The following is a 22,516-nucleotide window of genomic DNA, read 5'->3' on the forward strand; positions in this document are numbered from 1 at the left end:
GGAAATGACATGACTGAAATCATGACCGGAAAGACCGCGCTCGTCACAGCAGCGGGCGCAGGCATCGGACGCGCCTCTGCCCAGAAGCTGGCGGCGCTCGGGGCCAATGTCATCGCGACCGATATCGACGGCGATGCCGTCGCGGATCTGGCGAACGGCAACCACCGGATCACGGCGCACAGGCTCGACGTGCTGGACGCGGAGGCCGTGGCGGCGCTCGTTGCGGACAATCCGGGCATCGACATCCTGGTGAATTGTGCGGGCTGGGTGCATGACGGCACCATCCTCGATTGCGACGAGGAGGTCTGGGACCGTTCTTTCGCGCTTAATGCAAAAGCTCTCTTTCGCCTCACCAAGGCTGTGATCCCCGGTATGCGCGAGAAGGGCGCTGGCTCCATCGTCAACATCGCCTCCATCGTCTCCAGCGAGAAAGGCGCGCCACGCCGCTTCGCCTATGGGGCCTCGAAAGCGGCGATCATCGGCATGACCAAGTCGATCGCCGCCGATTTCGTGAAGGAAGGCATCCGCTGCAACGCGATCTGTCCCGGCACGGTGCAGAGCCCTTCTCTCGAGGACCGTCTGCGGGCGACGGGCGATTTCGACAAGGCGCTCGCCGCCTTCAAGGATCGTCAGCCGATGGGACGGCTCGGCACGCCCGAGGAGATCGCCGAGATGGTGGCCTACCTTGCCAGTGACATGGCCGGTTTCACCACCGGCCAGGCTTTCGCAATCGATGGCGGCTGGTCGATCTGATGCGTCTCGATCGGGCGGCCTCCATCGACGATCTGCGCCTGATAGCGAAGCGCCGGATCCCGCGCTTCGCCTTCGATCTCGTCGATGGTGGCGCCGAGAACGAGCGCAACCTGCGCCGCAACGCCGAAGCCTTCGACGAGGTCGAGCTGACGCCGCGCTACATGCGCGACGTGGGCCGGATCGACACGAGCGCGCGTTTTCTGGGGCGCGGCTACGCCCTGCCCTTCGGCATGGCCCCGATCGGCATGCTCAACGCGTTCTGGCCGGGCGCGGACGTGGTGATCGCGCGGCTCTGCAAGCGCGAGAACATTCCGTACGTCGCGAGTTCCGCCGCCTCCACGCGGCTGGAGGATCTTGCGAAGGCCGCGGACGGTAACGGCTGGTTCCAGCTCTACGTCTCTGCCGATGCGGATGTCACCGAAAGCCTGATCGCACGCGCCGAAGCGGCAGGCTTTGACACGCTCGTCGTCACCGCCGATGTGCCCGCCGCGGGCAAGCGCGACCGCGACATCCGCAACCAGCTTGCCGTGCCGTTCAAGTTCACGCCCGAGGTGGTGCTGCAATGCGCGATGAACCCGCGCTGGGCCCTCGCAAGCCTCTCGGCCGGCACGCCGAACATCGCCAATTATGCCGACCTTCTGAAAGCCGCGACGTCCTATGCCGACGTGCAGAAAACACTCATCACACCCGGTTTCACCTGGGAGGCGCTCAAGACGCTGCGGGGCCGCTGGACAGGCAAGTTGCTCGTGAAAGGCATCCTGCATCCCGAGGATGCGCGTCTTTGTGCCGAGATCGGTTGCGACGGGATCGTGGTGTCGAATCACGGCGGCCGGCAGGTCGCCTTCGGGCCCGCGACGATCGACGCGCTGCCCGCGATCGTGGCGGAGGTCTCTGGTAGGATCGCGATCGCGCTCGATAGCGGTGTGCGGCGCGGAGCCGATATCTTGCGGGCCAAGGCGCTCGGAGCCGACTTCGTCTTTGCCGGGCGCGCGCTGGCCTACGGCGTCGGCGCGGGCGGCGAGGCGGGGGCCAAGCGCGCGGTGGATATCCTCACGCTTGAGACCATCCGCGCGCTCGGGCAGCTCGGAGTGCCCGATTTCCGCGATGTCGGCCCGGCGCAACTGACACCTCCACGCGCGGAAGCACGCACCGCCTGAGCCCTCATCCCGCGCGCGCCTGCGATCACTATCCGGGCACCTCCCTTTCACTCAAACCGGAATTGGCCCAAATACGGGCGCGTGTGCCGACGCGCGCACCCGTATACGATACCGACATCTTGCCGTGCTCATAAACGGCAAACAAAAGGTGTAAGGCATGGCCGAGCAACGCAAACCGCTGGACTTCAACGACGATCGCGGGGCGTCCCGCTCGACATGGATCGCGGCCGGCCTCGTCGTGGTGATCGTGGGCTGGATGGGCAGCGGCTTCGTTCTGCCTTCCGAAACTCCACAGCCGGCAACGGACGACGACGGCGGGATCGCGCCGGTCGCGGTGACGGTCACTCAATCCACGCCCGAGCCAGTCACCCTGTGGTTCCAGGCCGAAGGCCAGGCCCTGCCCGATCGCGACACGTCGATCCGCGCCGAAGCCTCTGGCGACATCGCGGAGGTCATGCATCGCAAGGGCGACGATGTCTCCGAAGGGGCGACCATCGCACGCCTGTCGGCGGAGAGCGCCGAGGCCGATCTGACCCGCGCCCGTGAGGAGCGCGCCCGCGCCCAGCGCGAGTTCGACAATGCTTCGGCGCTGCTCGAACGCGGCGTGGCAACCGCTGATCGCGTCAGCCAGGCGCGCGCGACGCTGGCCGCTGCGAATGCGTCTGTCGCGCAGGCAGAGCAAACGCTCGACAATCTCGACATTTCCGCCCCCTTCGCGGGCCGGCTCGAGACCCTGTCACTCGATGTGGGCGAATATGTGCAAGCCGGAACAGAGGTCGGCCGCATCGTGGACAACCGTCCTCTCACCGTGTCGATCCAGGTGCCGCAACAATCGCTGCGCCGGCTGGACAACGGCCAGCCCGCCACGGTCAGCTTCATCACCGGAGAGGAGCGCGAGGGCACGGTCAGCTTCGTCGGCACTTCCGCCAGTTCGGAGACCCGCACCTTCCTGACGGAAGTCGAGGTGCCCAATGCCGATGGCGCGATCCCGGCCGGAATCTCAGCCGAGGTGCGTATTCCGACAGGCGAGACGCAAGCGCATTTCGTGCAACCCTCCACGGTGTCGCTCGACCCCGAGGGACGCCTCGGCGTGAAGACCGTCGACGCGGACAACCGAGTTGTCTTCCATCCAATCGAGATCGTCCGCGCCGAAATCGGCGGCATCTACGTCACCGGACTTCCCGAGGAGGCACGTGTCATCACCGTCGGGCAAGGGTTCGTCAACGAAGGGGAAGTCGTGGCCCCGAGGCCCGCATCCGACGACCGGGCCGAACAGACCGCGCAGGGAGGGTGAGCCATGAACGCCCTGATTGACGCCGCCTTCTCGCGAAGCCGCGTGGTCCTGATGGCGCTGGTGATGATCCTCGGTGTCGGGGCCTATGCCTATGTCTCGATTCCGAAAGAGGCCAATCCCGAGGTGCCCCTGCCCCTTGTCTACGTCTCGACCAGCCTGGAGGGGATCAGCCCTTCGGATTCCGAGCGCCTGCTCGTGGAGCCGATGGAAACGGAGTTCGCGTCGATCTCGGGGCTCGAGACGATGGAAAGCCACGCCTCCGAGGGCTTTGCCAGCATCCAGCTCGAATTCACGCCGGGCGGCGATACCGACGAGGCGCTCGACAAGGTCCGCGAAGCCGTGGACCGCGTGGAGAGCGATCTGCCCGAAGATGCCTCCGACATCGTCATCACCGAGATAAATACCGCGCTCTTTCCCGTCATCACCGCCCTGATTTCCGGCCCGGTGCCCGAACGCACGCTCAACGACATCGCCGAAGAGGCGAGCGAGGAGGTCGGCGGCTTACCCGGCGTACTCGAGGTCGATGTGGGCGGCGCGCGCGACGAGTTCCTTGAAGTGCTGATCGATCCGACCGTCTTCCAGACCTACAATCTCAGCTTCGACGAGCTCATTAACCAGCTCCAGCGGAACAATCGGCTGATCGCGGCCGGTGCCATCGAGACAGGTGGCGGCCGCGTCGTTCTCAAGGTGCCGGGTCTGATCGAGGATCTCGAGGATGTCATGGACATCCCGGTGAAGGTGCGCGGCGACGCGGTCGTCACCTTCGAGGATGTCGCGACGATCCGGCGGACCTTCCAGGATCCAACCGGTTTTGCCCGGATCGACGGGCAGCCCGCCCTCGCCCTCGAGGTCACGAAGCGCTCCGGCGCGAACATCATCGACACGGTCGCCGCCACCAAGGCCAAGCTTGAAGAGCTGCGCGCCGAATGGCCCGACAGCGTCGAGGTGACCTACCTCCAGGATCAGTCTGAACAGGTTGAGACGCTGCTCTCCGATCTCGAGGCCAATGTCATCGCCGCGGTCATCCTCGTGATGATCGTCGTGGTCGCCGCGCTTGGCGGGCGCTCCGCCATCCTCGTGGGCCTCGCCATTCCCGGCGCGTTTCTTGCGGGCGTCAGCGCGCTTTGGGTGATGGGATACACGATGAACATCGTCGTCCTGTTCTCGCTGATCCTCGTGGTCGGCATGCTGGTCGACGGGGCGATCGTAACGACCGAGCTTGCGGACAGGCGCTTGCAGGAGGGTGCATCGCCGAAAGACGCCTATGCCCATGCCGCCAAGCGGATGGCCTGGCCGATCATCGCGTCGACCGCGACCACGCTGAGTGTCTTCTTCCCGCTCCTCTTCTGGACGGGGATGGTCGGCGAATTCATGAAGTTCCTGCCGATCACCGTGCTTCTGACGCTGTTCGCCTCGCTCTTCATGGCGCTCATCTTCATTCCGGTTCTGGGCGGGCTGATCGGCAAACGCCAGCCGCAGACCGGCGCGGCCAAGCGCGCGCTATACGAGGCAGAGCATGGCGATCCGCGCCGCATGGGCGGATTGACCGGGCTCTACACGCGCCTCCTCGAGCGAGCGATCCTGCGGCCGGGCGCGACAGTGCTTCTGGCATTGGCCATGCTCCTCGGCGGCTTCGGGATCTACGGCCAGTTCGGCAAGGGCCTGACGTTCTTTCCCTCGGTCGAGCCCGAGTTCATGCAGGTCCAGGTGCGCGCACGGGACAATTTCTCGATCTACGAGCGCGACCGCCTCGTTCGGCAGGTCGAGGAACGCATCCTGCCTTACGAAGAGGTCGAGACACTCTATGCACGCTCCACCATGAGTGGGGGCCAGGGCGACGAGGAAACGATCGGCACGCTTCAACTCGAACTGACTGAATGGGACGAGCGGCGTCCCGCGGCCGAGATCGGCGAAGACATCCGCCGGGACGTTGCCGATATCGCCGGGATCGATGTGCAGGTGCAGACGGAAAGCGGGGGGCCGACCAGTGGCAAACCCGTCAGTGTGGAGATCGCCGCGCGGAACCCGGCCGTTCAGGCCGAGGCGGTCGAGGAGGTCCGTTCTCTCATGGAGCAGATCGGCGGCTTCACCGATGTCACCGACACGCGCCCCCTGCCCGGCGTCGAGCTCTCCATCCTCGTCGACCGGGCTGAAGCCGCGCGCTACGGCGCGGATGTCAGCCTTCTCGGCCAGGCGGTTCAGCTTCTCACGCAGGGCATCGCGGTCGCCGATTACCGACCCGACGATGCCGATGGGGAACTCGATATACGCGTGCGCTTCCCGGCTGAAGAGCGGTCCCTGTCCGAGCTCGGCAATCTGCGCGTGCCGACCTCCGCCGGCCTCGTGCCGATCTCGAACTTCGTCACGTTCGCGCCGTCCGAGCGCACCGGCACGATCACCCGCATCGACGAGCAGCGCGTCGTGACCATCGAGGCGAATGTCGCGCCGGGGCTTCTGGTCAACGATCAGATCACGGCGCTTCAATCGGCCCTCGAGAACACGGAGCTGCCCGAGGGCGTCAGCTACAGTTTCGCGGGCGAGTCCGAGGATCAGGCCGAGACAATGGTCTTCCTGATGGGCGCCTTCATCTCCGCGATCCTTCTGATGCTCGTGATCCTCGTTCTGCAGTTCAACAATTTCTACCAGGCTTTCGTCGTGATGAGCGCCATCGTCTTCTCGATCGCCGGTGTTCTTCTGGGGCTAATCGTGACCGGGCGCCCCTTCGGCGTCGTGATGGGCGGGATCGGCGTCATCGCCCTGGCGGGAATCGTCGTGAACAACAACATCGTGCTGATCGACACCTTCAACGACCTGAAGAAGGCCGGAATGGCCCCGCGCGAGGCAGCGCTCAGGACCGGGGCACAACGTCTGCGGCCGGTCCTGCTGACCTCGATCACGACGGCCCTCGGGCTGATGCCAATGGTCTTCGGGATGAACCTGAACTTCTTCACGCGGGAGATCGTGTTCGGTGCGCCCTCGACGCAATACTGGACCGAGCTGTCGAGCGCGATTGTCGGCGGCCTCGTGGTCGCGACGCTGCTGACGCTGGTCGTGACGCCGGCCATGCTCATGCTGGGGGAACGCCGACGTCTGAAACGGGAGAAAGCGCCTGTGCAGGGTGCGCCGCAGCCTGCATGAGGTGAGCCAGGAACACTCTCCGAGACCATAAATTTTGCAGCATGCCCCCCAGATCCTTTCACCGAGGCTGGGGCCGCAGCATCAGGCCAGAGAAGGAGGCCGTCATCCGCTTTTCCATCGCCATCGCCCTGATCCTCGTCCTCTCGGCCGTGGGTCTCACATACGAGATTGCCGCGGGTCGCGTCCTCGCGCCCTTCTTCGGCACGTCTCTCCTGACTTGGACGACCGTGATCGCGACCGTTCTGGGCGGGTTCTCCCTCGGCAGCGCGCTCGGCGGCATCGTGGCAGAGCGGCCACGCGCGGAGGCCTTGCGGAATGTACGTCACGCGCTGATCGCGACGGCAGTCTTGATGGCCGCGTCCCCGGCACTCCTCGGGCTTGTCCATGCGCTGGGCGCGCGAGGCACCGGCGGCATGATGGCAAGCGTCGTGATCGTCTTCTTCCCAGCCTCGGTTTTCGTGACCCTGCCGTCACCGCTTTTGGCGAAACTGGCGATCGAGGCGCGGCCCGGCCGGGAGGGATCCTCTCTCGGCTTCGTGCTGGCCGCCGGATCGGTGGGCGCGATCTTCGGGGCGATCCTCGCCGGGTTCGTGACCCTGCCGCTGATCGGCTCGACGGCGACTTTCGCCGCCTGCGGGGCGCTCGCTCTCGCCTGCCTGCCATTCCTGCGCGATGGCGCGCAGGGAAATGCGGGCGTGACGGTGGCCGCAGCGGGATTTGTCGGCTTCGCCGGTCTCGCGGGCGCGCCGGTCTGCCAGTACGAGTCCGGTCTCTCCTGCCTGCACGTGGTGGAGCGCGGCGCAGAGGTGCGTCTCGTCTCCGACGGCACGGTGCAAGCGGCCGAGCGCGTGATACCGGGAGAGCGCGAGGATGACGAGATCGAGATGGCGCTCAGTTACACCGACTGGCTCTGGGCGCGCATGGATCGCGATCTTGGCCCAGACCCTTCCGTTCTGTTCGTGGGTGGCGGCGGCTACACCTTGCCAACGAAGCTGCTGGCCTCGCGCCCTGAAGCGCAGGCTGTCGCGGTGGAGATCGACCCATTGGTGACGGAGGTCGTGCAGCGCCGCATGCCGAGCGCGGGCGCCATGATCGCGCGAACAGGCTATGACGTCTCGGACGGTCCCGACCCCGAGGATCGCCTCGGCATCGCCCATGCGGACGGGCGCGTTTTTCTCAACGAGACCGATCTCCGCTTCGACGCGGCGGTCATGGATGCGTTCTCGTCAGGCTCCGTTCCCGCGCATCTGGTTACGCGAGAGACCTTCACCCGCCTCAGGGACATCGTGCGCGGCCCGGTGTACGTGAACATTCTCGACAGCCCAGATGGCCGCCTCGCGCGCGGCACAAACGCGGTTCTGAGGGACGTATACGAGCATGTCGCGGCCGTCCGTGGTCAGGTCAACGCCAGGGGCCGGACCAACATCCTTTTCGTCGCCTCCCGTGCGCCGCTCGAGCCATTGCCGACACTACCCGAGAATTACGAAGTCGCGGATATCAGCGAGGCCCGCGTCTTCACCGACGATCGCGGCTGGATCGGACACCGCTAACCCGAAGCGGACCTTCACTCGACAACCACCAATCGCACGTTCTCGTCGTGGCAGCGCCGCACGATCTGCTGATCGGGATCGGTATCGGTGTAGAGCGCCGCGAGATCCGACACCGAGGCGACGCGGACCGGTGCCTTTCGGCGGAACTTGGTATGATCTGCGACAAGGAAGACGCGCCGCGACTGCTCGATGATCGTGCGGGTGACGCCGACCTCGTGCATGTCGAAATCGAGGATATCGCCTTCTTCGTCGATCGCCGAACAGCCGATGACCGCGATATCGAACTTGAACTGGCGGATCGTCCGCTCGGTCAGATCACCGGTCAGGCCGCCATCCGCACGGCGCAGCGCGCCCGCCGTGACGACCACCTCGCATTCGGGATTGCGCGCGAGCGTCACCGCGACATTGAGGTTGTTGGTCACCGCAAGAATGTTGCGATGCGCGAGCAGCTTTTCGGCGACAGCCTCGGTGCTCGTGCCGATATTGAGGAAGATGGAGCAATCGTTCGGGATCTCAGAGGTGCAGGCGCGGGCGATCGCGGCCTTGCCCTCGGCGTTGATGCTGCGACGGTCCTCGTAGCCGATATTCGTCGTGCCGGACGGCAGGACAGCCCCGCCATGCACCCGCTCGAGCCGACCCAGATCGGCCAGGTCGCTGAGATCCCGGCGGATGGTCTGAAGCGTCACGCCGAAATGCTCCGCCAGTCCCTCGACGGTGACTTTGCCTTCGCGGCGGGCGATCTCGAGGATCTCTGGATAGCGGATTGACTGCGACACGGGCACACGCGTTTTGACTGCCTCCATTGTTCCTTGATGTTCGCTTTTGTCAATAAATTGAATCCCCCTCATCTTCGAAAAAGGAAATTTCACTTAGATTCAGTAAATTAGGGCGCCTTCGCCTCTCACAAAGCCAACCCTGGCGACCAAAAACGAAAAAAAAAGAAGATTTTCGCTTTCCAAGAGCGCTGCCATTCGTTACGACTCAGCATTGAACGCAAGCTGGGTTTGGGAGGACGCAGTGGCCCGGGGGGACCTGACATTCGACCTCTTCGTCATCGGCGGCGGCATCAATGGATGCGGCATCGCGCGTGACGCTGCCGGGCGCGGCCTGTCCGTCGGGCTGGCCGAGATGGGCGACCTGGCATCGGCCACGTCCTCAGCCTCGACCAAGCTGTTCCACGGTGGCTTGCGGTACCTTGAGTATTTCGAGGTCAGGCTCGTGCGCGAGGCGCTGGAAGAGCGCGAGACGCTTCTCAAAGCCATGCCGCACATTTCCTGGCCGATGCGCTTCGTGCTGCCTGTGCATCGCGACATGCGCTTCGAGGGCTCCACGCCGATGTCGAAGCTCCTCTCGACGGTGATGCCCTGGATGAAGGGTCGCCGCCCCGCCTGGCTGATCCGGGCCGGGCTCTTCCTCTACGATCATCTGGGCGGCCGGAAGATCCTGCCCGCGACGAAGACGCTCGATCTGCGTTCGTCACCCGAGGGTGCGCCGCTCGACGACCGGTTCGAGACGGCCTTCGAGTATTCCGATTGCTGGGTGGAGGATTCCCGCCTCGTGGTCCTGAATGCGCGGGATGCCGAAGCGCGCGGCGCCGAGATCCTGCCGCGCACGAAAGTCGTCTCGGCGGAGCGGACAGACGCGCTCTGGCGCATTGTCCTGGAGGACGATGCGGGTCGTCGCGAGGTCTTCGCCAAGGCCTTGCTGAACGCAGCCGGGCCCTGGGTCGGAGACGTCATTCGCGATACGATCCATGCCGAGAGCCGCGAGAAGACGCGGCTTGTCCGGGGCAGCCACATCGTCACGCGGCGGCTCTTCGATCACGACAAATGCTATTTCTTTCAGGGACGTGACGGACGCATCATGTTCGCCATCCCTTACGAGCGCGACTTCACGCTGATCGGCACGACCGACCAGGAACATACGAATGCCGAAAGCCCCGCAGAATGCACCGAAGCCGAACGCGACTACATGATCGACTTCGTGAACGCCTATCTCAAGGAGCCGATCTCCGCCGAGGATGTCGTCTGGTCCTATTCGGGCGTGCGCCCGCTTTATGACAACGGCGCGAGTTCTGCCTCGGCTGCGACGCGGGATTACACGCTGAAGGTTGAGGCCGAGGGCGGTGCGCCGGTCCTGCACGTCTTCGGCGGCAAGATCACCACCTATCGCCGGCTCGCCGAAAGCGCGATGCAGGAGCTGTCGCCCTATTTCGACGGCTTGCCGGGCGCATGGACCGCAGGGGTGGCCCTGCCCGGCGGGCAGTTCCCGGTGGATGGGGTAGAGGCGCTGACATCGGCCCTCCGCCGCGACTTCCCGTTCCTGACGCCCGAGTGGGCCGGTCGGCTTGTCCGGGCCTATGGCACGGAGGCGCGCGAGATGCTGGGCGCGGCCGCGACGAAAGAAGACCTCGGTCGGGATTTCGGCGCGACGCTCAGCGAAGCCGAGGTCGTCTGGCTCATGGATCGCGAATGGGCACGCCGGGCCGAGGACATCGTCTGGCGCCGCACCAAGCTTGGACTGAGGCTCGACAAGGACCAGCTCGCGGCGCTCGATGCCTTCATGGTCGCACGGGCAGACGAACGAAAGCTCGCGGCCGAATGAAGGCGCGCGACAGGAGGAGAAGACGCGGATGACGCTCACGCTCGACAACGTCTCGAAGATGGTAGGGACAGAGACCCACATCCATCCGACCGACATGGTGCTGGAGCCCGGCACGATGAACGTGCTGCTCGGCCCGACGCTCTCGGGCAAGACGTCGCTGATGCGTCTGATGGCCGGGCTCGACCAGCCGTCCACGGGCCGCATCCTCTGGCAGGGAGAGGACGTGACCGGTATGCGCGTCCAGGACCGCAAGGTCGCGATGGTCTACCAGCAATTCATCAATTACCCGTCGATGACCGTCTACGACAACATCGCCTCGCCCATGCGGCTTCTGGGTCTGGGCAAGGCCGAAATCGACCGCAAGGTGCGCGAGGCGGCGGATCTCATGCAACTCTCGCCGATGCTCGACCGCAAGCCCCTGGAATTGTCGGGCGGCCAGCAGCAGCGCTGTGCGCTCGCCCGCGCGCTGGTGAAGAATGCCGGTCTCGTGCTGCTCGACGAGCCACTGGCGAACCTCGATTACAAGCTGCGCGAGGAGCTGCGCGCCGAGATCCCGAAGATCTTCGAGGAATCGGGCTCCATCTTCGTCTATGCCACGACCGAGCCTGAAGAAGCGCTGCTTCTGGGCGGTCAATGCGCGACCTTGTGGGAAGGCCGGGTGACGCAATTCGGGCAGACCCCCAGCGTCTATCGCAAGCCCGCGGACGTGACGACGGCGCGCGTCTTTTCCGATCCGCCGATGAACTTCCTCCAGATCGAGAAACGCGGCGACCGGATCGAATTCGGCGATGGACAATCGACGCCTGCGAAGGGGCTCGGCGCCTCGCTCGCCGATGGTGCCTACACCGCCGGGTTCCGGCCGAACCATCTCGAACTTGAGGGCCATGAAGGCGCGATGAGCTTCGAGACGACCCTCACCGTCACCGAGATCACGGGCTCGGAGACGTTCATCCACCTCGATCACCACGGCGAGCGCTGGGTCGGACTGATACACGGCGTGCGCGCACTGACGCCCGGCCAGAATGTGACGGTCCATCTCGATCCCGCGCATGTCTACCTGTTCGACCGGTCGGGCGCGCTGTGCCAGGCCGCACCTTACGCGGAGGCCGCCTGACATGGCCAAGATCACGCTCGACAACCTCGCGCATTCCTACCTGCCGAACCCTTCGGGAGAGGACGATTACGCGCTGAAGGAGCTCAACCACGACTGGCAGGACGGCGAGGCCTACGCGCTGCTCGGCTCTTCGGGCTGCGGCAAGTCCACGCTCCTCAACATCATCTCGGGTCTCTTGCACCCGAGCCAGGGGCGGATCCTGTTCGACGGGCAGGATGTCACCCATCAGGCGACCGCCGAGCGCAACATCGCGCAGGTGTTCCAGTTTCCGGTCGTCTACGACACGATGACCGTGCGGGAGAACCTCGCCTTTCCGCTCAAGAACCGCCGGATGCCCGCCGACGAGATCCGCCGCCTGGTGCAGAAGGTCGGGCACATGATCGGCATGGAGGCGCAGCTCGACCGCAAGGCGCGCGGCCTGACTGCGGATGCCAAGCAGAAGATCAGCCTCGGGCGCGGCATGGTGCGCGAGGACGTGAATGCGCTTCTCTTCGACGAGCCGCTGACCGTGATCGACCCGCACATGAAGTGGGAGCTCAGAACGCAGCTGAAGAAGCTGCACCACGATTTCGGGCACACGATGATTTACGTGACCCACGACCAGACCGAGGCGCTGACCTTCGCGGATAAGGTCGTGGTCATGTATGACGGCCGTGTCGTTCAGATCGGCACGCCGCAGGAATTGTTCGAGCGGCCCGCCCACACCTTCGTGGGCTACTTCATCGGCTCGCCGGGGATGAATGTCTTCGACGCGGAAATCTCGGGCAGCGAGGCACGCATCGGCGAGGCGCGCATCGCCCTGCCCGCCAGCTATGCGACGGCGGGCGGCAAGACCCAGCTCGGCGTCAGGCCCGAATTCATCCGCCTCGCCGAGGGCGGCGACGGCATCCCCGCCAAGATCCTGCGGATCGAGGATGTCGGCCGCCACAAGATCATCCGCCTCGATGTCGCAGGGCGCGAGATCAACGCGACCCTGCCCGAAGGCACGCCGGTGCCCGCCGGGACCGACCGGATCACCTTCGATCCCGAAGGCATCAACGTCTACGAGAACGACTGGCGCGTCGCGCCCAAAGGCCAGAGGGAGGCAGCCTGATGAACAAGACCGTCAATCAGAAGGCCTGGTTCCTCGTTCTGCCGGTGCTGATCCTCGTGGCGTTCTCGGCGGTGATCCCGCTGATGACCGTGGTCAACTACTCGGTTCAGGACACGTTCGGGAACAACGTCTTCTTCTGGAACGGCATCTACTGGTTCGAAGAGATGCTGGCGTCCGAGCGGATGTGGAACGCGCTGGGCCGCCAGGTCGTGTTCTCGTCGATCATCCTCGCCATCGAGGTGCCGCTCGGCGTGTTCGTCGCGCTCAACATGCCCAAGAAGGGCTTCTGGGCCTCGTTCTGCCTCGTGGTGATGTCGCTACCGCTGCTCATTCCGTGGAACGTCGTCGGCACGATCTGGCAGATCTTCGGCCGCGTCGATATCGGCCTTCTGGGCCATACGCTCGATGCGATCGGGATCAACTATAACTACACCCAAGGCTTCTACGCCGCGTGGACGACCGTGATCGTCATGGATGTCTGGCACTGGACGTCGCTCGTCGCGCTTTTGGCCTATGCGGGCCTCCAGTCGATCCCGGATGCCTATTACCAGGCCGCCAAGATCGACCAGGCCAGCCGCTGGGCCGTCTTCCGCTATATCGAGCTGCCCAAGATGCTGGGCGTGCTGATGATCGCGATCCTCCTGCGCTTCATGGACAGCTTCATGATCTATACCGAGCCGTTCGTCGTGACCGGCGGCGGGCCCGGCAATGCCACCACCTTCCTGTCCATCGACCTTGTGAAGATGGCGCTGGGGCAGTTCGACCTCGGCCCGGCGGCAGCCTTCTCGATCATGTACTTCCTCGTCATCCTCGCGATTTCCTGGGTGTTCTACACCGTGATGACGAACCTCGACAAAAGGGATGCGAAATGACCGATACGAGTGCAGCCCCCGGCGCCGCCTCGATCCCGGGCGACGTCACCGCAGCCAAGCCGCGGACGGCGACGGCAAAGCGCTTCCGTCCGAACGGGTCGGCCATCGTCATGGGCCTTTACCTGCTCTTCCTGATGCTGCCGATCTACTGGCTCGTGAACATGAGCCTGAAGACCAATTCGGAGATCCTCGGGACCTTCTCGCTCTGGCCGCGCAATCTGACCTTCGAGAATTACGTGACCATCCTGACGGATGCGTCCTGGTACATGGGCTACGTGAACTCGCTGATCTACGTGATCCTGAACACGGTCATCAGCCTCGCGGTCGCGCTGCCGGCGGCCTATGCCTTCTCGCGCTACAGCTTTGTCGGCGACAAGCACCTGTTCTTCTGGCTCCTGACGAACCGGATGGCGCCGCCCGCCGTCTTCGCCCTGCCCTTCTTCCAGCTTTATTCCTCGGTCGGGCTGTTTGACACGCATATCGCGGTGGCGCTGGCGCATTGCCTCTTCAACGTGCCGCTGGCGGTCTGGATCCTCGAAGGGTTCATGCGCGGCGTGCCCAAGGAGATCGACGAGACCGCCTATATCGACGGCTATTCCTTCGGGCGGTTCTTCACGCGGATCTTCATGCCGCTCATTTCCTCGGGCATCGGCGTCGCGGCGTTCTTCTGCTTCATGTTCTCGTGGGTGGAGCTGCTGCTGTCGCGCACGCTGACATCGGTCGATGCGAAACCCATCGCCGCGACCATGACGCGGACGCAAGGCGCGGCCGGGATCGACTGGGGCGTCCTCGCGGCGGCAGGCGTTCTGACCATCGTGCCGGGCGCTCTCGTGATCTACTTCGTGCGGAACTACATCGCGAAGGGCTTTGCCCTGGGGAGGGTGTGATGAGCGCTCTCCTCAGCGCGTCCGGGGCGGCCTTCGGCCGTCTTCCGCGCCGGGCGTCACGCTCGCCCGTCTTCACGACTTCGCCGCGAAAGGAGACCTGACATGGCATGGATGGCATGGACCTGGCCGACGGCGGCTTTCTTCGCAGTCATCGCGGCGCTTCTGATCACCTTCACGATCCTCGCGGTCAAGTATCCCGAGACGCCCCGCCGGGGCATCCTCGGGATCGAGACGACGCGCGGTGACCGGCTTTTCATCACGTTGTTGATGTCGGCCTTTCTGAATTTGGCGTGGCTGGGTTTCGGGATCGCCCCGCAGCCCTACGCGCTGATTGCCTGCCTCGTCCTCGCAGCGGGGATCTTCCGCTTCGTGTGAGGGGCAAACACGACCAACGTTCAAAAAGGGAGGAAACAATGAACGTTTCACTAAGAACGACCACCGCCATGGCGGTTGCGCTGGGGCTGGTATCCAGTCCGGCCTTCGCCGACATGGAAGCGGCAATGGAGTTTCTCGACTCCGAGATCGGCGATGTCTCGACGCTGACGCGCGAAGAGCAGGAAGCCGAGATGCAGTGGTTCATCGATGCCGCCCAGGAATTCCAGGGCATGGACATCAACGTCGTCTCCGAGACGATCACCACGCATGAATATGAAAGCCAGGTGCTCGCGCCCGCCTTCTCGGCGATCACGGGCATCAACGTCACCCACGACCTCATCGGCGAGGGCGACGTGGTCGAGCGTCTGCAGGTGCAGATGCAGTCGGGCAACAACGTCTATGACGCCTATGTCAACGACAGCGACCTGATCGGCACGCACTGGCGCTATGGCCAGGCGCGCAACCTCACCGAGTGGATGGCCGGCGAAGGCGCGGACGTGACCTCGCCCACGCTCGATCTCGAGGACTTCATCGGCACCCAGTTCACCACCGGGCCCGATGGCAACCTCTACCAGTTGCCCGACCAGCAGTTCGCGAACCTCTACTGGTTCCGCTACGACTGGTTCAACGACGAGAAGAACCGCGCCGATTTCGAAAGCGAATACGGCTACGAGCTCGGCGTTCCGGTCAACTGGGCAGCCTACGAGGACATCGCGGAGTTCTTCACCGGCCGCGACCTGAGCCACATGGGCGTGGAGCAGGAAATCTTCGGCAACATGGATTACGGCAAGAAGGACCCGAGCCTCGGCTGGCGGTATACCGATGCCTGGATGTCCATGGCTGGCATGGGCGACACGGGTGAGCCGAATGGCCTGCCTGTCGACGAATGGGGTATCCGTGTGAACGAGAACTCCCAGCCCGTCGGCGCCTGCGTCGATCGCGGTGGCGCCACCAACTCGCCCGCGGCGGTCTATGCCGTCGACAAGGCGATCGAGTGGCTGCAGAACTACTCGCCGCCCGCCGCTGCCGGCATGACCTTCTCCGAGGCCGGCCCGGTCCCGGGTCAGGGCAACATCGCGCAGCAGATGTTCATGTACACCACCTTCGTGGCGCCGCTGGTCGACAGCCCCGAGGTGATGAACGAGGATGGCACGCCGAAATGGCGCCTCGCCCCCTCCCCGCATGGCGTCTACTGGGAGGAAGGGATGAAGGTCGGCTACCAGGACGTGGGCTCCTGGACGATCCTCGACTCGACCCCGACGGATCGCGCCAAGGCCGCTTGGCTCTACGCGCAGTTCGTCACCTCCAAGACGGTCGACGTGAAGAAGGCCGACGTGGGCCTGACCTTCATCCGCGAGAGCACCATCAACTCCGAGCACTTCACCGAGCGCGCGCCGCGCCTCGGCGGTCTGGTGGAATTCTACCGCTCGCCCGCACGGACGCAGTGGTCGCCCACCGGCACCAACGTGCCGGACTATCCCAAGCTCGCGCAGCTCTGGTGGCAGAACATCGGTGATGCGATGTCGGGTGCCAAGTCCACGCAGGAAGCGCTCGATACGCTTTGCGCGGACATGGAAGACGTGATGGCCCGCCTCGAGCGCGCCGGCGTCCAGGGCGATCTCGGCCCGGTTCTCAATGAAGAGCAGGAGGCGTCCTACTGGCTCGAGCAGCCGGGCGCACCGAAGCCCGCTCTCGAGAACGAGGACGAAGAACCTCAGACCGTCTCCTATGACGAGCTGATCCAGTCCTGGCAGGAGTAAGACTTGCCACAGCGCGCGCCGGGGACATCCTCGGCGCGCGTTTTTAGTGCGCGCCGGCCTTCGGGAACGGGCTCGCTTCGGGGACTGACGTATCTCGCTCCTTCCAAAAGAAACGCGCCCGCTTTCGGAAGAAAGCGGGCGCGTCGTCGTTCAGGATATCGGCAGGATCAGAACGGGCTGTCGGGGTAGTAGAACTGCTCCGCGTTCTCGGGCGTGATCAGGACCGAGCCAATGGTGAACGTGCCGGAAACCGGCGCATTCGACACCATGCCGACCGCGGTCATCTCGATGGCCGTTGCGATCATCGACGGCGGATAGGTCACGTCGGCCGGGATCATCTCGTCGCCATCCATGACGCGCTTGACCATCTCCTTCATGCCCGCGCCGCCGAGAACGAACTGGATGTCGTCGCGTCCGGCCGCCTCGATTGCCGCCAGAACGCCGACGGCCATGTCATCGTCCGAGGCCCAGACCGCGTCGATCTGATCGTGCTTCTGCAGGAAGTCCTGCATCACGTTGAAGCTGTCATCGCGGTTCCAGTTGCCGTGCTCCATGTCGATGATGTTGATGCCGGAGCCTTCGATGGCCTGTTCGAACCCTTCCACGCGTTCGTTGTCGATCGTCGTCGGGATGCCGCGCAGAACGACGATGTCGCCACCGTCGGGCATCTGGCTGACCATGTATTCACCCGAAACGCGGCCGAAGCCCGGATTGTCACCGGCGACGTAGAGATCCTCGATGCCGTCCTGGCTGAGCCCGCGGTCGACCACGGTGACCCAGGTGCCATTCTCGGCGACGGACTGGATCGGCGGGGTGAGAGGATCGCTCTCGAAGGGCAGCACGACCAGCGCGTCGATGCCGCGCGTTGCAACCATGTCCTCGATATCGTTGACCTGCGCGCCGGCATCCGAGGCGGCCGTCAGCACGAAGTCGAGCTGCGGATAGGTCTCTTCCAGGCGCTCTACCGTCTCTTGCGCGTGGAAGTTCATGCCGCCTGCCCAGCCATGCGTCGCGGCGGGGATCGACACGCCGATCACGGTCGTATCGTCTTGGGCCCAGGCTGTGCCGGACAGTGCCAGCATCGTGCAGCCCAGAAGTGTCGTCTTCATGTAAGACATTTCGGTTCCTCCCAGTTGATCGGCCGGGCTCTAGCCCTTGGCCTTGGCTTCTCGCTGCAGAATGACCGCGAGAATGATGATGACCCCCTGGATCGCGCCATTGAGATAAGGCGAGACCAGGTCGGTCAGATTCAGGATGTTGTCGATGAGGCTCAGGATCAGGACGCCGATGACGGTGCCCCAGACCCGGCCGAAGCCGCCTTTCAAGACGGTGCCGCCAATGATGACCGCCGCGATCGCCTCGAGTTCCCACAGAAGGCCGGTCGAAGCGGACGCGGAGCCGAGACGCGGCACGTACATGATGGTTGCGATCCCGACGAAGAGGCCCAGCATCGCGTAGGTCAGAAGCCGCGTCCGGTTCACATCGACATTCGAGTAATGCGCCACCGCCTCATTCGAGCCGATCGCCGCGCAGTGCCGGCCGAACCGCGCCCGGCTCATCAGGAATTCGCCGATGATGACGACGAGCGCGAATACGATGATCGGCCACGAGATCCCGAGAATCCCATCGAAATAAACCGGCCGGTAGAACGTGCGGAGCCCGAAATCGAGCGACAGCGTCCCGCCGTCTGCGAGCCATGTGACGAGGCTGCGGTAAATCCCCATCGTGCCGAGCGTGACGATGAACGCCTCGATCCCGACGGTCGTGATGAGAAAGCCGTTGAGAAGCCCCGCGAGGATGCCCGCGACCACCGCGACCGCCATCCCCAGCAGGATGATCGGCACGCCCACCCCGAGCGAGGGGAGCGCCGCGTTCATGACGAGGATCATCAGCCCCGCGATGAAGGCCGCCATCGAGCCGACAGAGAGATCGAGCCCGCCCGCGGTGATCACGAAGGTCATGCCGACCGCGATGATCCCGATGAAAGCGGAACGCGCGAGCACGTTGGTGATGTTCGCCGCACCGAGAAAGTTGGAGTTCATCATCGCCCCGATCGCGATCAGGACCAGAAGCGCGAGGATCGGGCCAAGCACGCTCATCGAGGGCAGGCTGCGCCGCGCGCGGGTATTCGTCGTCTCGGAAGTCATCAGGCCACTTGCCCCTCGTCATTCGCGCCAAGACCGACCGCGAGCCGCACGATGGCGTCCTCGGTCATCTCATCGCCTGTCAGCATGCCGGCCACCGCTCCCGTCCGCATGACCATCACGCGGTCTGACAGGCCGATGACCTCCTGCATCTCCGAAGAGATCATCACCACGCCGTGGCCCTGCCCGGCGAGCTCTCGCAGGAAGGTGTAGATCTGCTGCTTCGTGCCGATATCGATGCCTCGCGTCGGCTCGTCCGCGATCAGGATCATCGGCTCCGATTGCATGATCTTCGCAAGAAGCAGTTTCTGCTGGTTGCCGCCCGAGAGGTTGCCCACCGCCATATCGCGCTGACCCGCGCGGATGTCGAACTCGCCGATGGCCTTGTCGAGCGCCCGGTCTTCGGCTGCGCGGTCGATCATCCAGCCGCCGAAGCGGTCCAGCGCTTGCAGGGTCAGGTTGACCCGCATCGACTTGTCGAGCAGCAAACCGCGCAACTTGCGGTCTTCGGTCAGGTAGCAGAGCCCATGATCGAGCGCGTCGCGTGGTTTCGAGATGGCAACGGGTTGCCCGCCGATCTCGATGCGTTCCGCGCGGGCTGGGCGTAGTCCGCACAGGCCCTCGAAGGTCTCGGTGCGGCCAGCCCCGATCAGGCCCGCGACGCCCAGAATCTCGCCGCGCCGCAACTCGAACGACACGTCCTGTGCGTATCCCGGAACGGTCAGGCCGCTGACACGCAGCATCACCTCTTCGGGATGGCCCGACTTTTCTGGGTACAGGTCCGAGACATCGCGCCCGACCATCGCCGTCGCCATGCCGTCTTCGCTGATATCGGCGGCGCGACCGTCATGCACCACCGCCCCGTCCCGCAGGACCGTGACGTGATGCGCGATGGCCGAGACCTCGCCCAGCTTGTGCGAGGTAAAAAGAACCGCCGTGCCCTGCGCTGTCATCCGGCGAACCTGTTCGAAAAGGATCTCGGTCTCCGAGCCCGTCAGCACTGCCGTCGGCTCGTCCATGATGAGAACGCGGGCGTCGCGACTGAGCGCCTTGGCGATCTCGACCATTTGCTTGTCTGAATTCGACAGCTCCGAAACCTTCGTGTCCGGATGAACGCGGCAATTCACGCGGTCGAGATACTCCCGCGAAAGCTGCCGCATGCGGCGTTTGTCGAGCATCAGGCCACGCCGCAGCTCGCGCCCCAAAAAGATGTTCTGCTCGACGGTCAACTGCTCGGCGAGGTTGAACTCCTGGTGAATCATCACGATCCCGGCTTCCTCACCGTCATGCAGAGAGCCGAACGTGACCTCCTCGCCATCGAGGAGTATCCGGCCCGAGCTTGCGGGCTGGTATCCTGCGAGAATCTTCATCGTGGTGGACTTGCCAGCCCCGTTCTCGCCGATGAGCGCGAGAACCTCGCCCGCACGCAGATCGAGATTTATGCCATGAAGCACCTCGACCGGACCGAAGCTCTTGCGAACCTCGCGCAAGGAGAGGACCGGCTCGCCCGTCATATCGTGACCCATGCGGCATCGTCCTTCGACGACCCAACGCAGGCGCGGATGAACGCCATGCCCTCGAGTCCGGCGGCAAGTCCAGGCAGCTTGCCCATGACCGTCTCGCGCGCCTCGCCGTTTTGCGCGGCGCGAATGGCATCGGCCGCCTCTGTATAGAGGGTTGCGAAGGCCTCGAGATATCCTTCGGGATGGCCCGGCGGGATGCGGCTGACCGATGTGCCTGCCTCTGTGGCGCCCGCGCCGTTGCGGGTGATCCTGCGCGACGGCTCCCCGTGCGGCGTGTACCAGAGGTAATTGGGATCTTCCTGCGCCCATTCGAGACCGCCAGCCTCACCGAAGATTCGCAGGCGAAGCCCGTTCTCGCATCCCGGCGCGACCTGGCTGCACCAAAGCATGCCGCGCGCGCCGCTCTCGTAGCGCAGCATGACATGCGCGTTGTCGTCGAGCGCCCTGCCCGCGCCGAAGCTCTGCAGATCGGCCGCGAGCCGTTCCGGCACCTGCCCGGTCACGAAGGCTGCGAGATTGTAGGCATGGGTGCCGATATCGCCGATGGAGCCGCCCGCACCGGAGCGCGCGGGGTCCGTCCGCCATTCGGCCTGCTTGACGCCTTGGGTCTCCACGTCGTCGGTCATCCAGTCCTGCGGATATTCGACCTGCACGACCCGCAGCGTGCCGATCGCGCCGTCAGCCACCATCGCCTGCGCCTGACGCACCATCGGGTAACCGGTGTAGTTGTGGGTCAGGATGAAGAGCGCCTGGCTCTCTCCGACGGCCTTTGCCATTGCCTCCGCTTCATCGAAGGTCGCCGTCAGGGGCTTGTCACAGATGACGTGGATGCCGCGCTCTAGAAACGGCTTTGCGGCGGCGAAATGTACATGGTTCGGGGTCACGATGCTGACCGCCTCAATGCCGTCCTCGCGCGCCGCTTCGGCCTCGGCCATCTCCTCGAACGAGCCATAGGAGCGGGCGGGATCGAGCCCCAGCGCCTCTCCGCTTTTCCTTGCCTTATCGGGAGTGGAGCTGAGCGCCCCCGCCACGAGATCGAAATGCCCGTCGATGCGGCTGGCGATCCGGTGCACGCCGCCGATGAATGCGTCGGCGCCGCCGCCGACCATGCCCAACCTGATCCGTTTCATGTGTCCAATCCCAGCATCTTCCGGTTCGTGGCTTCGTCGATATCGCCGCCCGCGAAGTCGTCGAAGGCGTGCGGGGTGACGCGGATGATGTGATCGCGCACGAAGGCCGCGCCTTCGCGGGCGCCATCCTCGGGATGCTTGAGCGCGCATTCCCATTCGACCACCGCCCAGCCGTCGAAGTCGATCGCGGCAAGCTTGGAGAAGATCGCACCGAAATCGACCTGTCCGTCACCGGGAGACCGGAAGCGGCCCGCGCGGTTCACCCAAGACTGGTAGCCGCCATAGACGCCCTGTCGGCCGGTCGGATTGAACTCCGCGTCCTTGACGTGGAACATCTTGATGCGCTCGGCATAGATGTCGATATTGTCAAGGTAATCAAGACATTGCAGCACATAGTGCGACGGGTCGTAGAGCATGTTGCAGCGCGCGTGACCGTCGAGGCGTTCCAGGAACATCTCGAAGGTCACGCCGTCATGCAGATCCTCCATCGGGTGGATCTCGTAGCAGACATCGACACCGCACGCGTCGGCATGATCGAGGATCGGACGCCAGCGCGCGGCAAGTTCGTCGAAAGCGGTGTCGACAAGGCCCTGCGGCCGCTGCGGGAACGGATATACGAAGGGCCAGACGAGCCCGCCCGAGAACGTGACATGCTGGCCGATGCCAAGCTTGTTCGACGCGGTCAGTGCCTTTTTGACCTCCTCGGTCGCCCAGGCTTGCCGCTCTTTCGGCTTGCCCTGCACTTCGGGCGGGGCAAAGCCGTCGACCCAGGCGTCGTAAGCGGGATGTACGGCGACGAGCTGGCCCAGGATGTGAGTGGAGAGGTCCGTGACCTCGACCCCATTGGCGCGCGCCGTCCCGACCCATTCATCGCGATAGGTGTCCGACGTGGCGAGCTTGTCGAGATCGACGAGCCGCGCATCCCAGGCCGGCACCTGCACGCCTTCGTAGCCGCAATCTGCTGCCCAGCGCGTTATGTTGTCCCATGAATTGAACGGCGCCTCATCCCCGGCGAATTGCGCCAGGAACAGGCCGGGGCCCTTGATCGTCTTCATCTGTCCTCCCTCTCCAAGCCGCGCACAACTCCTCAATTATGCATCGACTCAGCTTTCTGTAATCGAT

At 64.5% G+C, this 22,516-nt stretch carries 18 protein-coding genes; 12 read left to right on the forward strand and 6 right to left on the reverse strand.

Annotation, left to right across the window (positions count from 1 at the left end):
- Positions 1 to 9: 9 nt before the first annotated feature.
- From BM171_RS14555 to BM171_RS14575, 5 genes are all read left to right on the forward strand, one after another.
- Positions 10 to 753: an SDR family oxidoreductase gene (locus BM171_RS14555; RefSeq protein ID WP_093013930.1), complete on the forward strand. Its 744-nt coding sequence runs from the start codon at positions 10 to 12 to the stop codon at positions 751 to 753.
- Positions 753 to 1,910 (forward strand): alpha-hydroxy acid oxidase, encoded by a 1,158-nt coding sequence (locus BM171_RS14560; RefSeq protein ID WP_245760279.1) that lies wholly within the window; start codon positions 753 to 755, stop codon positions 1,908 to 1,910. The genes BM171_RS14555 and BM171_RS14560 overlap by 1 nt, the downstream gene beginning before the upstream one ends.
- A gap of 157 nt (positions 1,911 to 2,067) precedes the next feature.
- Positions 2,068 to 3,204, forward strand: a complete 1,137-nt coding sequence (locus BM171_RS14565; RefSeq protein WP_093013936.1) for an efflux RND transporter periplasmic adaptor subunit — start codon at positions 2,068 to 2,070, stop codon at positions 3,202 to 3,204.
- A 3-nt stretch (positions 3,205 to 3,207) separates the two neighbouring features.
- On the forward strand, positions 3,208 to 6,342 hold the full coding sequence (locus BM171_RS14570; protein WP_093013939.1) for an efflux RND transporter permease subunit: 3,135 nt from the start codon (positions 3,208 to 3,210) through the stop codon (positions 6,340 to 6,342).
- A gap of 41 nt (positions 6,343 to 6,383) precedes the next feature.
- Positions 6,384 to 7,892, forward strand: a complete 1,509-nt coding sequence (locus tag BM171_RS14575) for a fused MFS/spermidine synthase (RefSeq protein WP_175497569.1) — start codon at positions 6,384 to 6,386, stop codon at positions 7,890 to 7,892.
- A gap of 14 nt (positions 7,893 to 7,906) precedes the next feature.
- On the opposite strand, the gene BM171_RS14580 is transcribed toward BM171_RS14575, so the two are convergent.
- Complete coding sequence (locus BM171_RS14580) at positions 7,907 to 8,668, reverse strand: DeoR/GlpR family DNA-binding transcription regulator (RefSeq protein ID WP_093014026.1); 762 nt, start codon at positions 8,666 to 8,668, stop codon at positions 7,907 to 7,909.
- A gap of 241 nt (positions 8,669 to 8,909) precedes the next feature.
- On the opposite strand from BM171_RS14580, the gene glpD reads away from it, so the two are divergent.
- The 7 genes from glpD (at position 8,910) to BM171_RS14615 (ending at position 16,597) form a co-directional block, all read left to right on the forward strand.
- Complete coding sequence (gene glpD, locus BM171_RS14585; protein WP_093013942.1) at positions 8,910 to 10,496, forward strand: glycerol-3-phosphate dehydrogenase; 1,587 nt, start codon at positions 8,910 to 8,912, stop codon at positions 10,494 to 10,496.
- 28 nt (positions 10,497 to 10,524) lie between these two features.
- A complete protein-coding gene (locus tag BM171_RS14590; RefSeq protein WP_093014029.1) occupies positions 10,525 to 11,610 on the forward strand; it encodes an ABC transporter ATP-binding protein in 1,086 nt (361 codons plus the stop codon).
- Between the two features lies 1 nt (position 11,611).
- Positions 11,612 to 12,703: an ABC transporter ATP-binding protein gene (locus tag BM171_RS14595; protein ID WP_093013945.1), complete on the forward strand. Its 1,092-nt coding sequence runs from the start codon at positions 11,612 to 11,614 to the stop codon at positions 12,701 to 12,703.
- Positions 12,703 to 13,575 (forward strand): carbohydrate ABC transporter permease, encoded by an 873-nt coding sequence (locus BM171_RS14600; RefSeq protein WP_093013948.1) that lies wholly within the window; start codon positions 12,703 to 12,705, stop codon positions 13,573 to 13,575. Before BM171_RS14595 ends, BM171_RS14600 begins: the two co-directional genes overlap by 1 nt.
- Complete coding sequence (locus BM171_RS14605; RefSeq protein WP_172974953.1) at positions 13,572 to 14,462, forward strand: carbohydrate ABC transporter permease; 891 nt, start codon at positions 13,572 to 13,574, stop codon at positions 14,460 to 14,462. Before BM171_RS14600 ends, BM171_RS14605 begins: the two co-directional genes overlap by 4 nt.
- A 102-nt stretch (positions 14,463 to 14,564) precedes the next feature.
- The gene (locus BM171_RS14610; RefSeq protein WP_093013951.1) at positions 14,565 to 14,837 is read left to right on the forward strand and encodes a DUF2160 domain-containing protein; all 273 of its coding nucleotides are present in this window, start codon (positions 14,565 to 14,567) and stop codon (positions 14,835 to 14,837) included.
- 38 nt (positions 14,838 to 14,875) lie between these two features.
- Positions 14,876 to 16,597 carry an ABC transporter substrate-binding protein gene (locus BM171_RS14615; protein WP_093013954.1) on the forward strand — a complete coding sequence of 574 codons (1,722 nt, stop codon included), beginning with the start codon at positions 14,876 to 14,878 and terminating at the stop codon, positions 16,595 to 16,597.
- Between the two features lie 167 nt (positions 16,598 to 16,764).
- On the opposite strand, the gene BM171_RS14620 is transcribed toward BM171_RS14615, so the two are convergent.
- From BM171_RS14620 to BM171_RS14640, 5 genes are read right to left on the reverse strand one after another with little or no spacing between them, the layout of a single operon-like run.
- Positions 16,765 to 17,706: an ABC transporter substrate-binding protein gene (locus BM171_RS14620; protein ID WP_093014035.1), complete on the reverse strand. Its 942-nt coding sequence runs from the start codon at positions 17,704 to 17,706 to the stop codon at positions 16,765 to 16,767.
- Between the two features lie 39 nt (positions 17,707 to 17,745).
- Complete coding sequence (locus BM171_RS14625) at positions 17,746 to 18,744, reverse strand: ABC transporter permease (RefSeq protein WP_172974952.1); 999 nt, start codon at positions 18,742 to 18,744, stop codon at positions 17,746 to 17,748.
- Positions 18,744 to 20,267 carry a sugar ABC transporter ATP-binding protein gene (locus tag BM171_RS14630; protein WP_425438953.1) on the reverse strand — a complete coding sequence of 508 codons (1,524 nt, stop codon included), beginning with the start codon at positions 20,265 to 20,267 and terminating at the stop codon, positions 18,744 to 18,746. The genes BM171_RS14625 and BM171_RS14630 overlap by 1 nt, the downstream gene beginning before the upstream one ends.
- Entirely contained in the window at positions 20,252 to 21,394 is a 1,143-nt protein-coding gene (locus tag BM171_RS14635) for a Gfo/Idh/MocA family protein (RefSeq protein WP_217646721.1), read from the reverse strand. The genes BM171_RS14630 and BM171_RS14635 overlap by 16 nt, the downstream gene beginning before the upstream one ends.
- A complete protein-coding gene (locus BM171_RS14640) occupies positions 21,391 to 22,449 on the reverse strand; it encodes a sugar phosphate isomerase/epimerase family protein (RefSeq protein WP_093013960.1) in 1,059 nt (352 codons plus the stop codon). Before BM171_RS14640 ends, BM171_RS14635 begins: the two co-directional genes overlap by 4 nt.
- Positions 22,450 to 22,516: the final 67 nt, after the last annotated feature.

The organism is Roseivivax halotolerans, from assembly GCF_900115815.1.
Taxonomy (GTDB): domain Bacteria; phylum Pseudomonadota; class Alphaproteobacteria; order Rhodobacterales; family Rhodobacteraceae; genus Roseivivax; species Roseivivax halotolerans.

Coding starts and splice junctions, on each gene's coding strand:
- BM171_RS14610 (WP_093013951.1), top strand. CDS start 14,565: ATGGCATGGATGGCATGGACCTGGCCGACGGCGGCTTTCTTCGCAGTC.
- BM171_RS14640 (WP_093013960.1), bottom strand. CDS start 22,449: ATGAAGACGATCAAGGGCCCCGGCCTGTTCCTGGCGCAATTCGCCGGG.
- BM171_RS14600 (WP_093013948.1), top strand. CDS start 12,703: ATGAACAAGACCGTCAATCAGAAGGCCTGGTTCCTCGTTCTGCCGGTG.
- BM171_RS14595 (WP_093013945.1), top strand. CDS start 11,612: ATGGCCAAGATCACGCTCGACAACCTCGCGCATTCCTACCTGCCGAAC.
- BM171_RS14555 (WP_093013930.1), top strand. CDS start 10: ATGACTGAAATCATGACCGGAAAGACCGCGCTCGTCACAGCAGCGGGC.
- BM171_RS14635 (WP_217646721.1), bottom strand. CDS start 21,394: ATGAAACGGATCAGGTTGGGCATGGTCGGCGGCGGCGCCGACGCATTC.
- BM171_RS14605 (WP_172974953.1), top strand. CDS start 13,572: ATGACCGATACGAGTGCAGCCCCCGGCGCCGCCTCGATCCCGGGCGAC.
- BM171_RS14625 (WP_172974952.1), bottom strand. CDS start 18,744: ATGACTTCCGAGACGACGAATACCCGCGCGCGGCGCAGCCTGCCCTCG.
- BM171_RS14615 (WP_093013954.1), top strand. CDS start 14,876: ATGAACGTTTCACTAAGAACGACCACCGCCATGGCGGTTGCGCTGGGG.
- BM171_RS14570 (WP_093013939.1), top strand. CDS start 3,208: ATGAACGCCCTGATTGACGCCGCCTTCTCGCGAAGCCGCGTGGTCCTG.
- BM171_RS14590 (WP_093014029.1), top strand. CDS start 10,525: ATGACGCTCACGCTCGACAACGTCTCGAAGATGGTAGGGACAGAGACC.
- BM171_RS14620 (WP_093014035.1), bottom strand. CDS start 17,706: ATGAAGACGACACTTCTGGGCTGCACGATGCTGGCACTGTCCGGCACA.
- BM171_RS14560 (WP_245760279.1), top strand. CDS start 753: ATGCGTCTCGATCGGGCGGCCTCCATCGACGATCTGCGCCTGATAGCG.
- BM171_RS14630 (WP_425438953.1), bottom strand. CDS start 20,267: ATGGGTCACGATATGACGGGCGAGCCGGTCCTCTCCTTGCGCGAGGTT.
- BM171_RS14575 (WP_175497569.1), top strand. CDS start 6,384: ATGCCCCCCAGATCCTTTCACCGAGGCTGGGGCCGCAGCATCAGGCCA.
- BM171_RS14565 (WP_093013936.1), top strand. CDS start 2,068: ATGGCCGAGCAACGCAAACCGCTGGACTTCAACGACGATCGCGGGGCG.